The 13,636-nt window shown below is 53.0% G+C and carries 13 protein-coding genes; 11 read left to right on the top strand and 2 right to left on the bottom strand.

All coding sequences use genetic code 11. The features are described 5' to 3' along the window. Positions 1-366 precede the first annotated feature (366 nt). The 8 genes from ACRQV7_RS12625 to ACRQV7_RS12590 all read left to right on the top strand — a co-directional run bounded on the left by ACRQV7_RS12625 (position 367) and on the right by ACRQV7_RS12590 (position 8,707). Positions 367-2,223: a BglG family transcription antiterminator gene (locus tag ACRQV7_RS12625; protein ID WP_444658410.1), complete on the top strand. Its 1,857-nt coding sequence runs from the start codon at positions 367-369 to the stop codon at positions 2,221-2,223. 12 nt (positions 2,224-2,235) lie between these two features. Then, complete coding sequence (locus ACRQV7_RS12620) at positions 2,236-2,697, top strand: PTS sugar transporter subunit IIA (RefSeq protein ID WP_444658409.1); 462 nt, start codon at positions 2,236-2,238, stop codon at positions 2,695-2,697. A gap of 16 nt (positions 2,698-2,713) precedes the next feature. Next, on the top strand, positions 2,714-3,040 hold the full coding sequence (locus ACRQV7_RS12615; RefSeq protein WP_444658408.1) for a PTS fructose transporter subunit IIB: 327 nt from the start codon (positions 2,714-2,716) through the stop codon (positions 3,038-3,040). 30 nt (positions 3,041-3,070) lie between these two features. Next, positions 3,071-4,318 (top strand): PTS fructose transporter subunit IIC, encoded by a 1,248-nt coding sequence (locus ACRQV7_RS12610; RefSeq protein ID WP_444658407.1) that lies wholly within the window; start codon positions 3,071-3,073, stop codon positions 4,316-4,318. A 65-nt stretch (positions 4,319-4,383) separates the two neighbouring features. After that, entirely contained in the window at positions 4,384-5,457 is a 1,074-nt protein-coding gene (locus ACRQV7_RS12605; RefSeq protein ID WP_444658406.1) for a M24 family metallopeptidase, read from the top strand. Between the two features lie 3 nt (positions 5,458-5,460). After that, positions 5,461-6,519, top strand: a complete 1,059-nt coding sequence (ypdE, locus tag ACRQV7_RS12600) for an aminopeptidase (RefSeq protein ID WP_444658405.1) — start codon at positions 5,461-5,463, stop codon at positions 6,517-6,519. After that, positions 6,516-7,700 (top strand): MalY/PatB family protein, encoded by a 1,185-nt coding sequence (locus ACRQV7_RS12595; RefSeq protein WP_444658404.1) that lies wholly within the window; start codon positions 6,516-6,518, stop codon positions 7,698-7,700. Before ypdE ends, ACRQV7_RS12595 begins: the two co-directional genes overlap by 4 nt. A 41-nt stretch (positions 7,701-7,741) precedes the next feature. Then, on the top strand, positions 7,742-8,707 hold the full coding sequence (locus tag ACRQV7_RS12590; RefSeq protein WP_444658403.1) for a type I phosphomannose isomerase catalytic subunit: 966 nt from the start codon (positions 7,742-7,744) through the stop codon (positions 8,705-8,707). Between the two features lie 87 nt (positions 8,708-8,794). On the opposite strand, the gene ACRQV7_RS12585 is transcribed toward ACRQV7_RS12590, so the two are convergent. Then, a complete protein-coding gene (locus tag ACRQV7_RS12585; RefSeq protein ID WP_444658402.1) occupies positions 8,795-9,079 on the bottom strand; it encodes a helix-turn-helix domain-containing protein in 285 nt (94 codons plus the stop codon). Between the two features lie 14 nt (positions 9,080-9,093). Beyond that, positions 9,094-10,086: a hypothetical protein gene (locus ACRQV7_RS12580; RefSeq protein WP_444658401.1), complete on the bottom strand. Its 993-nt coding sequence runs from the start codon at positions 10,084-10,086 to the stop codon at positions 9,094-9,096. Between the two features lie 310 nt (positions 10,087-10,396). Here ACRQV7_RS12580 and ACRQV7_RS12575 point away from each other — a divergent pair, with 310 nt between their 5' ends. The 3 genes from ACRQV7_RS12575 to ACRQV7_RS12565 all read left to right on the top strand — a co-directional run bounded on the left by ACRQV7_RS12575 (position 10,397) and on the right by ACRQV7_RS12565 (position 13,612). Further along, complete coding sequence (locus tag ACRQV7_RS12575) at positions 10,397-11,071, top strand: GntR family transcriptional regulator (protein ID WP_444658400.1); 675 nt, start codon at positions 10,397-10,399, stop codon at positions 11,069-11,071. A gap of 198 nt (positions 11,072-11,269) precedes the next feature. Next, positions 11,270-12,352, top strand: a complete 1,083-nt coding sequence (locus tag ACRQV7_RS12570) for an iron-containing alcohol dehydrogenase (protein WP_444658399.1) — start codon at positions 11,270-11,272, stop codon at positions 12,350-12,352. Positions 12,353-12,412: 60 nt separating this feature from the next. Further along, positions 12,413-13,612: an ABC transporter substrate-binding protein gene (locus tag ACRQV7_RS12565; protein ID WP_275715194.1), complete on the top strand. Its 1,200-nt coding sequence runs from the start codon at positions 12,413-12,415 to the stop codon at positions 13,610-13,612. Positions 13,613-13,636: the final 24 nt, after the last annotated feature.

Here is a 13,636-nt window from a genome sequence, read left to right as displayed (position 1 = left end):
TACGCCGCGGCGTAGATTTTTTTACTGCTTACTATGATATCATACCCGCAATAAAATGCAACCTCCGCTGTTTTCGGCGAAGCCGCGTTCCGTGCGCGGACAACCTTGGATTATTATTTTATGGAATGATATCCTCCGTATTCCTGCCTGTACGGTTCCGCTTTTTTCGCACTTCTGCCGGATGGCACACAGGCGAAAAGCCTTGAAACCGCCGGAAATTCAAGAATCGGACACATAAATTATACAAGATAGACAGTAATTTGTTTCCAGTGGCACCATCCCATGTCAAAGATTATAAGGAAATTCCCGAATAAAAAGTTATAATAGAATTGACCGGTGAGATCAAAATAAAAGCGAGGTGATTGGATGCTGACGAAAATTCAAATCAAACTGATACAACATCTCAGCGAGACGCAGACTCCCCTGACGGCGGAGGACATTGCCAAGCTGATCGATATTTCCTCCCGTACCGCCAAACGGTATGTTGAAATCATCAATGATGAAATCAAGGAAGACGGGCTGGAAATCGTTTCAAAGCGCGGCGTGGGCTATGAGCTGAAAGGCGACCTCAGGGCGGTGAAAAAGCTGCTGAGCGGCGAGTCCTACGAAGACAGCGCCGAACGTGTCAGAAGCATTCTTCTGACGATCATCCAGTCACAGCCCGTCACAATAGAAACGCTTTCCGGCTGCGTGCATTTGAGCCCTTCCACCGTAAACAAGATGATGCCGTCCATCAAGGACTATCTCCACAAATACAGCCTGGAGCTGTCTTCAAAGCCCTATTACGGACTGTTGATAGACGGCGGGGAAATCAACATCCGCGCACTGCTGACGGACATCGGATTCAACAACGGGCAGAGCAGCTTTCAGGTCAATCTGCCGAATCTGAGCGAAGACGAGTATCAGCAGATCGACGGTACCGTGCTGGAGCACTTGAAGAAGATTCACGTCGTCGCCGCGGACAGGGATATTCAGAATCTGTCCATGCGCATCGCCGTTTCCTTTTCCCGCGCAAGGCAGGGCTGCCGTCTGACCGATCTTTCGCTGCCGAAAAACGTGCGCCGGTATCACCTGCAGGTGATCCATCAGATGATGGACCCGCTCGCAAAGTCCTTTGGCATTGCGCTGAACGACGAAGAGGTTCAATATATTGCCGCGCTTTCCGGCCCCGTGATCCAGAGCTTTGAAGCGGATAAGGTAAATGTGGAAGACCATATCCACAACTTTGTAAAGGACCGGATCAGGGAAATCTCCCTGATTTCCGGCTCCGACTATTCCGCCGACGAAAAAGTGACCGAATCCCTGTCCGTACACATCAAAATTCTTCTGGAGCGGATGGAGAGCCAGATCCCGGTGAAAAATCCCCTGCTCAGCCAGATCAAAAAGAAGTATCCGATCGAGATGAACTACGCGATCTTTCTGGCGCAGAAGATTGAAAAGGAGTACGGCGTAACCATAGGCGAAGACGAATTAGGATACCTTGCCATGCATTTCGGCGCGTTCCATGAAAGGATGAACAGCCGGAAAAAGGCAGTCGTTCTGTGCAGCTACGGAATCGGCACAAGCCAGCTGATTACCGAGCGGATCAGCAGGGAAATCCCGGAGCTTGAAATTGCCGGCGTGTACCCGATCCACTATCTGGAAAGCGCGCTCGCACACGATCCCGATATTGTTATTTCCACCGTCGATATCGACGGCTATCACAGTGATATCCCTCTGGTGGTCATCGAGGATTTTCTGGGCAGCGACTGTATTATCCGGATCAGGGACGCCCTTTATCACAGCGGGGAAGAAAAGCCCGGCCTCGCCGCCATGTTCCGTCCGGAAGCATTTTTCCGGCTTCAGGCGCAGACGCGGGAAGAGGCGATTGAAGAGATTGGAAAAAGAATGCTGGCGATGGGCCTCATTCAAAAAAGTACGCTGGATTCCGTTAAGATGAGGGAGAAGAAATCCTCCACGGACATCGGCAATCTGGTGGCCGTTCCGCACACCATCTTTCAGGGGGAGCTGCCTTCCGTGGTAGGGATCGGCATTTTACAGCAGCCGATTAAATGGGGGGAGGAGAACGTTCAGCTGCTGTTCTTTATCAGCTTCAACAGTGCCGACAGCGCCAACGCATCCATGTTCCGGCAGCTGTACGGATGCGTAAAGGATATCAGACGGGTAAACCAGCTGATTGCTTCCTCTTCTTACGATGAATTTATGAATCATTTTTCTTTTTGAAGGAGAACACATATGCAGGAAGATAGCGTTTTTAAGAGGGAGTACGTCCTGCTGGATGCGGACGTTTCCACGAAAGAGGAATGCCTGGCCTTCATCGCCGAAAAGGCGGTGGAGTTCGGTATCAGTTCCGGCGTACAGGCGACCGTCGACGGCTTTATGGAGCGTGAAAACGTGGACAGCACCGGCTTCAGCGACGGGTTTGCCATTCCGCACACGCGCTGCGACGCGGTCCTGAAACCCTCGGTGCTTGTGGTCAAGACAAAGCACGGCATCGACTGGCCGTCCATGGACGGCGAACCGACCGTGGCGGTTCTCGCTCTGCTGGTTCCAAAGGAAGTGGGGGGCACGGTGCACCTGAAGCTCCTTTCCGCGCTTTCGCGCAAGCTGGTCAACGCGGAGTTTCAGAAATCACTGCTCAATTCATGTGATCCCGATGAAATATTCGGTATTATCAATCAAGCGATTCAAAGTTAAGAAGGAGGAACAGAATATGGCAAAGAAACTGGTGGCTCTGTGCGCCTGCACAATGGGTCTGGCCCATACCTTCATGGCCGCGCAGTCCCTGGAGGAAGCGGCGAAGGAGCTGGGGTATGAGGTAAAGATCGAAACGCAGGGCGCGGACGGGATCCAGAACGCGCTTACCCCAAAGGATCTTGCAGAAGCCTACATGATTATTCAGGCCGTGGCGATCACGCCGGAAAACAACGACCGTTTCGACAACTACGACGTGTATGAAATCAGCCTGCAGGACGCCATCAAAAACGCCAAAGGCACCATTCGGGAAATCGAGGAAATGATTTCCGCAGAAGCACAATAATTACATAATTTATTTTGAGGAGGAGTTAAAATGGCAATTACCAAAAAGAGCGCAGTCAACGGCGGAGCCGGCCGTCCGAAATTGAACATCGGTTCCACTGCCCCCGCACCGGAAAAAAAGAGCGTCTGGGCAGAGCTTTCCAAACATGTTATGACCGGTATTTCCAACATGATTCCGTTCCTGATCATGGGCGGACTGATCCTGGCACTTTCCCAGCTGATTCCTTACGTCATCCTCGGTGTCGATCCCTCCATGGGCATTGTTGACGCGATGAACTCCGGAAAATACACGGGGTCGTCCATCGGCCTGCTGAAATTTGCCAACCTGACCGCGGAATTCGGCGGAACCCTGTTCGGCTTTGCCATTCCGATGTTCGCGGCCTTCATGGCGAACTCCATCGGCGGAAAGCTCGCTTTCCCGGCCGGTTTTATCGGCGGCCTGATGGCTACCAAGCCGACTTCCATCCTGAGCCTTGTGGACAGCAAGTGGGAAGCCAATTCCCCGGTTGCTTCCACCTTCCTGGGCGCGATCCTGATTGCGATCGCAGCCGGTTATTTTGTAAAATGGCTGAATAAGTCCATTAAAGTAAGCCACAACATGCTTGCTTTCAAGAGCACCTTCCTGATTCCGATTATCGCGGCCGCCGGCGTGATGCTCGGTATGCACTATGTCGTTACCCCGCTTGGCGGACTGATCAACTCCTGGATCAAAGCGGCTCTGGGCGCGGCAGGCGCAGCTGGCAGCTACGGATACGCCATCGCGCTTTCCGCGGCGACCGCCATTGACCTTGGCGGCCCGATCAACAAGGCCGCAGGATTTGTGGCGCTGAGCTTTACGACCGACAAGCTGCTGCCGATTACGGCCCGCTGCATCGCCATTGTCGTTCCGTCCATCGGCCTCGGCCTTGCGACGATCATCGACAAACTGGTTGTCGGCAGACATGTCTTTGACAAGCAGTTCTATCCCCAGGGCAAAACCGCCATGTTCCTTGCCTTCATGGGCATCAGCGAAGGCTCCATCCCGTTCGCCCTTGAGAAACCCTCCATCACGATTCCTGCCTATATGATCGGCGCGATCGTCGGCGGTACCTCCGCCGTCGCCATGGGCGCCGTCCAGTGGTTCCCGGAATCCGCTGTCTGGGCATGGCCGCTGATCTCCAATATCGCCGCTTATATTGCGGGCATCGTCATCGGAGCGGTCATCACCGCGCTGATCGTTATTTTCGCACGGAACAATCTGATTAAAAAAGGCAAGCTGGAAGTAGACTCCAACGACTGATTACATAGGAGCTGAGAGAAAGGGGTACGTTTCGTACTCCTTTCTTAAATCATATAGGAGAAAACATGAACAGACTTGAAAAATGCCGCGCGCTTCTGGCGGGCCGCAACGCTCAGGCAATGCTGTGCACCTCTTACCACAACAAATTTTATCTTTCCGGGCTGTACAGCTCCTCGGGCTATGTGCTGATTACGCAGAAGCAGAAATATGTGATTGTGGATTCGCGCTATTACGAGGAAGTACGGCAGAACAACCGGGACGCACAGGTCTTTCTGATGACCGGGGAAAAGACCTATGACCTGCTCATCAACAGAATTCTTGAAGAAGAAAATATCCGTACCGTCGGTTTTGAAGGCGACGATCTGTCCTACGACCGGTACCGGTCGCTGGAAAAGAAGCTCCGCGCTTCGCTGGTTCCCGTCAATATCAATCCGATCCGGGCGGTCAAAGACGCTCAGGAAATTGAGACGATACAGAAAGCCTGCGCCATTGCGGACCGCGCTTACACGCACATTCTCGGCTTTGTCAGGGCCGGTATGCGCGAGGACGAAATCGCGAACGAGCTGGTTTACTTTATGAAGCAAAACGGCGCGATGAAGGAATCCTTCGACACCATTGCCGCCAGCGGTGTAAGGGGTTCCATGCCGCACGCCAAGGCCGGCGCCAGGCGGATTGAAGCCGGCGACCTTGTCACCCTTGACTTTGGGGCAAAGGTCGGCCAGTACTGCTCCGATATCACCCGCACGTTCGCGGTCGGGAAAATGCCGGTACCCGAATTGCGGAAAATCTATGAAACCGTCCGGAAAGCCCAGCAGAAGGGGATAGAGGCCGTCAGCGCCGGAACCCGCTTCTGCGACGCGGACCGGGCGGCCAGGTCGGTGATTGAAAAAGCCGGGTACGGCGGGTATTTCGGCCACAACCTGGGCCATTCGCTGGGCATCAACGATCACGAGGATCCGCGCCTTTCCCCCACGGAGGAAGCGCGCATGGAGGCCGGGATGGTCGTGACCGTAGAGCCGGGCATCTATGTGCCGGGACTGGGCGGCGTGCGGATTGAAGACGACGTGCTGGTAACGGAAAACGGCTCCCGGGTGCTGACCCGCTCGCCCAAGCAGCTGATTGTTGCAGATAAGGAGTAACCAATGGATATTGAGCTGGTAAAAAAACTGAGCAACGCGGACGCGGTCGCTTCGCACGAGGACGAGGTCAGAAGCATCCTGCTGAAAGAGCTGGAGGGTGTTTCGGACGAAGTCGATTTCGACAGGCTGGGCTCCGCCATCTTCCATAAAAAGGGGGATACGCAGGGCCCGCGCGTCATGGTGTGCGCCCATATGGACGAAGTCGGCTTCCTCGTCAGAAGCGTCAGCAAAATCGGCATGCTCCATGTCATTCCGGTCGGGAGCGTCCGCACTTTCTCCAAGTTCATGCAGGGGGTCCGGGTCACAACGGAATCCGGGCGTAAAATCCCCGGCGTTTTGAATTCCGTGTACGCGGACGGCGACGTGAAGGATCTGGTCGTCGACATCGGCGCCGTTTCCGATGAAGAAGCCCTTTCTCTGGGAATCCGCGCGGGGGATATGGTGACCTTCAGCAGCGAATGTCAGGAATACGGAATCGACGGTACCTTTGCGGGTAAGGCCTTTGACGACCGGCTCGGCTGCTACGTGATGGCGGAAACGCTGAAGCGCCTGGCGGGCACCCCGCTTCCGAACCAGCTGTATCTGGCGGCTACGTCCAGCGAAGAGGTGGGGCTGAGGGGCGGAAAGACCTCCGCGTACAGGATTCGGCCCGATATCGTGATCGTGCTGGACATCGCCTGCTGGGGAAACGAGCTGGTCAGGGACCACACCAACAACCGGCAGATCGGGCACGGCCCCATGCTGCTGCACTACGATAAGACCATGGTGCCTTCCTCCCGCCTTTTGAACCATATTCAGAAGGTCGCGGACCAAAACGGCGTTGCGCTGCAGCAGGATATGTTCAGCAACGGCGGTACGGACGGCGGCCAGGCGCACCTGACCCGGGACGGCGCGGTGTGCGCCGTGCTCGGCATCCCGCTTCGCTACGGCCACAGCCCGTGGTCCATCGGCAGCCGTGCCGATGTGGACAACGCGGTGCTTCTGCTGACGGAGCTGATCAAAAGCCTGGACCGGATCGCTTACCTTTCTACCGTGGATTTTGCGCACAGGAGGCAGCCATGACGGATTTTGACCTTTTCCCCGACCGCTACGCGGAAAAATGCCGCAAATGGGACAGAGCGAAAATTGAAGAGCACTTCGGCCCGGTCGGCGATGATTATATTCCCATGTGGATTGCCGACATGGATTTCCGCGCGCCGGAGCCGCTGCTGAACAGGCTGCGTCAGGCCGTGGATATCGGCGTTTTCGGCTATACCTACGTTTATGAGGAATTCTACGACGCGGTGATCCGTTACTTTGAACGGCATCATCACGCTTCCCCGAAAAAGGAATGGCTGACCCTGTGCTACGGCACGGTTTCCACTCTGCATTATACGGTGCAGGCCTTCTGCCGGAAGGGTGATTCCGTCATGCTCAGCACGCCGGTCTACGACCCCTTTGCGCGGGCGGCGGCCGCGTTTGGTGCGCAGGTGATCGAAAATGAATTGATCGTGGAAAACAACCGTTACCGGATGGATTTTGAGAAAATGGAGGAGCAGCTCAAACAGTACCGCCCGAAGCTGTATCTGCTCTGCAATCCTCACAACCCCTCCGGCAGGATCTGGAGCCGGGAAGAGCTGGTCACGCTGATTTCCCTGTGCCGGAAATACGGGACCGTCGTCGTCGCCGACGAGGTACACAGCGGGCTGATTTTTGACGGGATTTATACCTCCACCGTTGAGACCGGGGAACTTTTTCAAAATGTTATCCTTTTATCTTCACCGAATAAGCAGTATAATTTAGGTGGCCTGAAAACCTCTTACGCCATCATTGAGAATGACGAGCTGCGCAAGATCTTCCGCGACCGCCTGACGAAAAATTCCATCACTTCGCCGACGGTGTTCGGCATCCTCGCGCTCGTTGCCTGTTACAACGAGGGCGAGGAATACACCCGCGCGCTGACGGGCTATCTTGGGGAAAATTATCGTTACGCCCGCGAGTCCATCGGGACCCGGATTCCCCGGCTGTCCTACATGGAGATGGAATCCTCCTATCTGCTGTGGGTGAATATTCGGAAAACGGGGATGGACAGCGACACCTTTACCCGCCGCCTTGCAAAGGAAACGGGCGTGCTGGTGGAAAGCGGGAACAATTTTGTCGGCAACGGCGAAGGGTATATCCGCATCAATCTGGGGACGCAGTTCCGAAACGTAAAGGAAGCGTTTGCGCGGATGGGAAAATTCGTCGGAAAGGTTTCTCTGTAATGCGTAAAAGGCCGGGACAACAACGGAAAGGGGTCATTGACTTGGGACCGCTGAAACTCATTGCTCCCTGCAAGGATTATCTTTGGGGAGGAACAAAGCTCAGGACGGAGTACCGCCAGCAAAGCGTCGCGCAGAAGCTGGCGGAAAGCTGGATGCTCTCCTGCCATCCGGACGGACTGTCCGTGATTTCCGGGGGAATCTTCGACGGAATGACGCTGAAGGACCTGATCGCGCAGGAGGGACGGGGGATTCTGGGGACAAACTGCGGCCGTTTTGAGCAGTTCCCGGTGCTGGTTAAGCTGATCGACGCGCAGGACCGTCTGTCCATACAGGTCCATCCCGACAACGAATACGCTCTGGAGCACGAGGGCGAATACGGCAAGACGGAAATGTGGTATATTCTGGAAAACGAGCCGGGCGCCTATCTTTACTACGGCTTCCGGAAGGAAATCAGCAAAGAGGAATTCGCCGGGCGAATTCATAATCAGACCTTGACGGAAGTGTTAAACAAAGTGGAGGTCCACCCGGGCGACGTGTTCTTTATCGACGCGGGAACGCTTCACGCGATCGGCGCGGGGATCGTCCTTGCCGAAATCCAGCAGAGTTCCAACACGACCTACCGCATTTACGATTATGGAAGAGTCGGCGCGGACGGAAAACCGCGCGCGCTGCACGTGGACAAAGCGCTGGATGTCACGCAGCTGAAACGGCCCGTCCGCTCGGCGAAGCCGCAGGGCGAACCGGTGAGGGACGGGGACTGTGTCAGAACGCTGCTCGCGTCCTGTCCGTATTTTACCGTATCCCGGATTGCGCTTTCCGGTGAAACGGCAATGACGGCCGACACCTTTAGCTTTCAGTCGCTGCTGTGTGTTTCCGGCGAAGGAACGCTTTGCCGCGAGGAAGAAACGCCGGTTCCGCTTCAAAAGGGAGACAGCCTCTTTATCCCCGCGGGGATGGGCGGTTATGCGCTGAAGGGCAGTCTGGAATTTCTGCTTACCACGCTCTGAACGATTCCTGAACCGTATAGAAAACCGCCGCCGGGATTTGCTCCCGACGGCGGTTTTCTGCATGTTCCGAAAATTTCTGTACGGCGGTCAACCGGGGTCGCTTTCTTTTTTCGGGGCTGTCTGCAAAACATTCTTGATTTGCGGAATACTGAGTCCATCCTCTTTTAATTTTTTAATCCATTGGATTCTTTTCACGGTCTCTTCTCTTCGATACCTTCTGGTCAGGTTTTGCTCAGCCTGTTCAAACGGCAGCATGTTTTCTTCCGTGTAAAACTTGAGCGTACTGTAGCGGCACCCGATAATACGCACCAGTTCGCCGATGGAGACATATTCGGAGGCCAGGATAGCATCCATAGTACGTTGTCTCGACATGATTTTTTACTCCTTCAAAAAGGGAGGCGGGGCATTAGGCGGACTCCGTGAATCGGAACCCTCCCGTAAATCGCCTGCGGAACTGCCTTATAAACCAGATTGTCTATTTTAATGATCGGAACCGCCCCGGTCTGTAGTACCGTGAATGTATGACCGTATAATTTTAGCCGGTTTTTAACGTCCTCCAGCCTTTTGTCCGAATTGGAAAACCAAGCCTCCGTATCAATAAAAACCGATTGAGAGCGCTCAAGAACAGGATAAACAAAATTGATACCCGCAGCGAAAGGTCTTTTAAAAACTCTTTTTTTCCAATGCAGGAACTGCTTGACCGCCAGCTCTGCGCCGCGGCGGATGCGGATAGGGTATAAGGCTTTCGCAAGAGGATTTTGGTGATAAAGCCCGTTCATTCTGACGGCGACCGTTTCCAGGTCATTGAGGGAAAAGAAGTCGCTGAAACAGCCGCTTTCACGCAAAAGCCAGAGCATACAGACGGTTTCATCCGTTACAGGGCCGTTTTCCAGAATTTCCGCCTTTACGTTTTCTGTAATTGCCGCGTATTCCGAAATGCTGCTGCGATATTCCATATACGGGACTCCGGAAGAATCGAAATACAGGTCGCAACCCAGCAGATTCGGAATCTCTTCGATCAGGTCCTGACTTCTCAGGGAATCGGCAACGTTCTTTTCCAGCTTTTTTAACCTCTTGCCGGACAGCGCGGAAGCCGCTTTCAGGCACTGTTTCAGGCTGAAAGCCCGTGAGGCATTGACCTTTTTATGCTGAATCGGTTCCAGGACAGCTTGACGGTATCCTTCCGAATCGGGGAAAGCGATATTCTGTAAATCCACCGTATTCCAGCCCTTGTCCGTGTGATTGTCCAGAAGCACTTCCAGAATTATGGAAGCGGCCATGCATCGGAGGGCCACCTTTTTTACAGTAGTCAGGTAAAGGCTGTTCTGTGCATTCAGCGCGATCATCGAAAAGCTCTGCGTTAACTTCAAATCCTTCACAAAAAGTCCCCCTATTTATGAAATAGCTGAATTTTACTTACTACTTACTACTTACTACTTACTACACTATCTTATTCCGGTTTTTCGTATTTGTCAATCTTATCTTTAAACATATTTTATTTGATCGGCAAACTTCTCGGCATGACCAGTAATTTTGCTTATGAAATTTAAAATGATAATCTATGAAGATGTTTCCGCAATAGTAAGAGTCTAAAAAAATTTTTTATATTAAATTTTTAATTTCCTATTGTTTTTTGTACAGGTTTGATATATGATAAAGAAAAGATCGAAATACGAAGGACGATGCACCGTGTCAATAAAAAAAAATCTGGACATGATTGTCTATGAGAAAATAAAAGACAGTCTGATCAGCGGGGAGTATCTGCAGGGGCAGAAAATTTTTGTCGACGAACTGACGGACAAATACGGCGTAAGCCGTACCCCCGTCATACAGGCGGTTAAATTGCTTGCGAACGAGCGGATTCTTGAAGTGAAAAGCAACGGGCGCATCATCGTTCCCCAGTACGACGATAAGGAGATCACCGATATCTGTAAGGCGAGAATCCTGATTGAACGATTTGCCGTCACGGAAATATGCGATAGAAAAGACGGTAACGCTGTGGAATCCCTGACTCAGCCCGCACTTCTGTGCGGCGAGTATGTTAAGCAGGGGGAATACGTGAAATCCTGTAAGGAAGACCTCAACTTTCACAAGAAAATGGTGGCTTTGGCGGGCAACGACTGCATTACGGACGTCTACGACTCCATTCAGGGCAGGTTCCTGGTCGCCAGCTACCTTACCATGAATTCCGCAAGCCGAATGCAGGGAGTTGCGTCCGCCGACCATATGGCCTTGCTCGCCCATCTGAAACAGTTTGATGAAGAAAAGGCTATTGCTTTGGTCGAAGAACATATTTTAAGTATTCGCGGCCAACTGCTGGAAATTCGTAAAAAGTCCGGCTTTCCAAGCGTCAATGAAATGTAAATAGAAAAATAAAACATCCCTCCCCAATCGGGAGGGGTTTAAAAAAATAAATAAAAAATTTTTTATTTAAAATTAAAAATAAAGTTATTGCTCGATCTGGCTGATTTTGGGCCGTTTTCTCTGCGGCGGCCCCGGAATTCAGCTTTTGAGATATTACATGGATTTACACTGATTGATCCAGAAACAGGAGGTCACAGAATGTTAGACGGTAACAACATTCAGGTGGGCGCTGGAAGATATACCCAATGCCACGGCGCGCTGAAGCAGATCGGGCAGGAAGTATCCTTCTGCGGTAAAACAGCCTACATAGTAACTGATTCAACGGTTTGGAGCAAAACCGGCCATATTGTAAAGGAAAGCATGGAAAAAAGCGGAATCCGCTTTACGGTCGACGAGTTCGACGGGCCTTCCACACAAAAATCCTTTGAGTGGATCGCGAAAAGGCTGCGGGACACCGGCTCGGAAGTGGTTATCGGTCTGGGCGGCGGCAAGGTGATTGATATCGCCAAGGGGGCGGGAAATCTTACGGACAGAAAAATCATCACGGCGCCCACTTCCGCCGCGACCTGTGCGGCCTACGCGGTCCTTTATGTAACCTACGGCGAGGACGGTTCCGTTGCATGCAGCCAGTTTTTAACACATGAAATCAGCGCGGTGCTGGTGGACCTGGATTTTGTCGCCGACGACTGTCCCACACGCTACCTTGCTTCCGGCATTGCGGACGCAATGGCCAAAAAACCGGAATTTTACTTTACCATGCTCAATCTTGGCGCGGAGGGAATGACGGCAACTTCGGAAGTCGCCACGGGGATCGCGGACTATACCTATAAGAACTATATCAAAAAAGCGCTGCAGGCGATTGAAGACGCGAAAAACAGAGTGGACAGCGCACTGCTCGACGATGTGATCTGTATGAATATCATGCTGACCGGCATGGTCTCCGATTTATCCACAGGAGGAAAGCAGCTGGCCATTGCCCACAACTTCTACGACGCCGTCTGCTGCCTGCACAGGGAAGCGAGAAAAAATTTCCTCCATGGAGAGATCGTCGGCCTGGCCATCCCCCTGCAAATGGCTGTCAACGGTTCGCCTCAGAAGGAGACCGACGAAGCGAAAACCCTGCTCGCCGCCATGGGGATTCCCACCCGGATTGAGCAGCTGGGGATCGACTGCACGCCGGAAACCGTGCGGGAGCTGATCGATTATACGCACCGGAAGACGATCCCGGAAGATAAGGCCCTCTATGAAAAAATCAAGGAATGTATGAAGGTCATTATGTAACCTGTTTTGTTATGAAGGTTGATTCATAACAAAATGCGGATAAATGAAAGGAGATTACCTATGAAAAAAACCAGATTAGTAGCATTTGTTCTGGCATTTTGTATGGCCCTGAGCCTTGCGGGCTGCAACGGTTCTTCTGCCCCCACGGATTCCTCCGGCGCGGCCAGCGCGCAGACCTCCGCCGGTTCAGGTTCCGCGTCCTCCGGCGACACGATCAAGATCGGCCTGATCGCCATGCTGACGGGCGCGAACCCCCTCAACGGACTCAGAATGCAGCAGGCGGTTCAGCTCGCGGTTGATGAGTACAACGAAAAGGGTGGCTTGCTCGGGAAAAAGGTGGAACTTCTGACGGAGGACGACCAGACTTTGCAGGACATGGCGGTCACCTGCGCCAATAAGCTGATCAGCGAAGGGGTCGTAGGGATCGTCGGCCCGCACAGAAGCACGAACGCCATGGCTGTGGAACAGGTTGTGGCTTCCGCTGGGGTGCCGACCTTAACCGGAGGGACAACGCCGAAAATTTCCCAGCTCAATAATAAGTTTTTGTTCCGCTGCCGTGCGTCCGACGCGGTTTTCGCGGAGGTAGCCGCCCAGTATGCGGTTGAAAAGCTTGGCTCGAAAAAAGTCGGCATGTTTTATAATAACGATGAGTTCGGCACCGGAGGCAACGAGGTGGCAAAGGCCTATTGCCAAAAAGCGGGCGTAGAGTATGTTGAGGAAGGTCATAACACCAATGATAAAGACTTTACCGGCCAGATCATGAAGATGAAAAACGCAAAGGTGGATACCGTTCTGATATGGACCCATGACCCTGAGCTTGCCATTCATGCCCGCCAGATCAAGGACCTGGGGCTCAATGTCAATGTTGTCTGCTCACCCGGAATCACCATGCCGCAGGTGATTGAAATGTGCAAGCCCGAGCAGATTGAGGGTTGGTACGGTGTGACGGATTTCGTTTCCACCAGCACGGTCGATGTGACCAAGACTTTTGTCAAGAATTTTGAAGCAAAGTACAATGTCCCCGCGGAGCTCTATTCCGCTTCTTATTACGGGGCGGCCGTTTCTCTGCTGGAAGCCATCAAGACCGCCGGCTCAACGGACAGAACCAAGGTCAGGGACGCGCTTGCCGCTACCAAGGACCTGCAGGTCCCGGTCGGCACTATGACAACGGATGCGACCAACGACATGGTCCATGAGGTCCACGTTGCGAAGATGGTCAACGCCGAGCCCGTCTATCAGGAAACGGTAAAACTGCAGTAACGTTACCCGGGAAGGAGTTTATAT

The organism is Caproiciproducens lactatisolvens (genome assembly GCF_052443335.1).
In the GTDB taxonomy this organism is placed as follows: domain Bacteria; phylum Bacillota; class Clostridia; order Oscillospirales; family Acutalibacteraceae; genus Caproiciproducens.
This window is presented reverse-complemented; position numbering and strand designations above follow the sequence as displayed.

What these genes read in the sequence shown, in the direction of transcription:
- ACRQV7_RS12625 (WP_444658410.1), top strand. Translation starts at nt 367, where the DNA reads ATGCTGACGAAAATTCAAATCAAACTGATACAACATCTCAGCGAGACG.
- ACRQV7_RS12620 (WP_444658409.1), top strand. Translation starts at nt 2,236, where the DNA reads ATGCAGGAAGATAGCGTTTTTAAGAGGGAGTACGTCCTGCTGGATGCG.
- ACRQV7_RS12615 (WP_444658408.1), top strand. Translation starts at nt 2,714, where the DNA reads ATGGCAAAGAAACTGGTGGCTCTGTGCGCCTGCACAATGGGTCTGGCC.
- ACRQV7_RS12610 (WP_444658407.1), top strand. Translation starts at nt 3,071, where the DNA reads ATGGCAATTACCAAAAAGAGCGCAGTCAACGGCGGAGCCGGCCGTCCG.
- ACRQV7_RS12605 (WP_444658406.1), top strand. Translation starts at nt 4,384, where the DNA reads ATGAACAGACTTGAAAAATGCCGCGCGCTTCTGGCGGGCCGCAACGCT.
- ypdE (WP_444658405.1), top strand. Translation starts at nt 5,461, where the DNA reads ATGGATATTGAGCTGGTAAAAAAACTGAGCAACGCGGACGCGGTCGCT.
- ACRQV7_RS12595 (WP_444658404.1), top strand. Translation starts at nt 6,516, where the DNA reads ATGACGGATTTTGACCTTTTCCCCGACCGCTACGCGGAAAAATGCCGC.
- ACRQV7_RS12585 (WP_444658402.1), bottom strand. Translation starts at nt 9,079, where the DNA reads ATGTCGAGACAACGTACTATGGATGCTATCCTGGCCTCCGAATATGTC.
- ACRQV7_RS12570 (WP_444658399.1), top strand. Translation starts at nt 11,270, where the DNA reads ATGTTAGACGGTAACAACATTCAGGTGGGCGCTGGAAGATATACCCAA.
- ACRQV7_RS12565 (WP_275715194.1), top strand. Translation starts at nt 12,413, where the DNA reads ATGAAAAAAACCAGATTAGTAGCATTTGTTCTGGCATTTTGTATGGCC.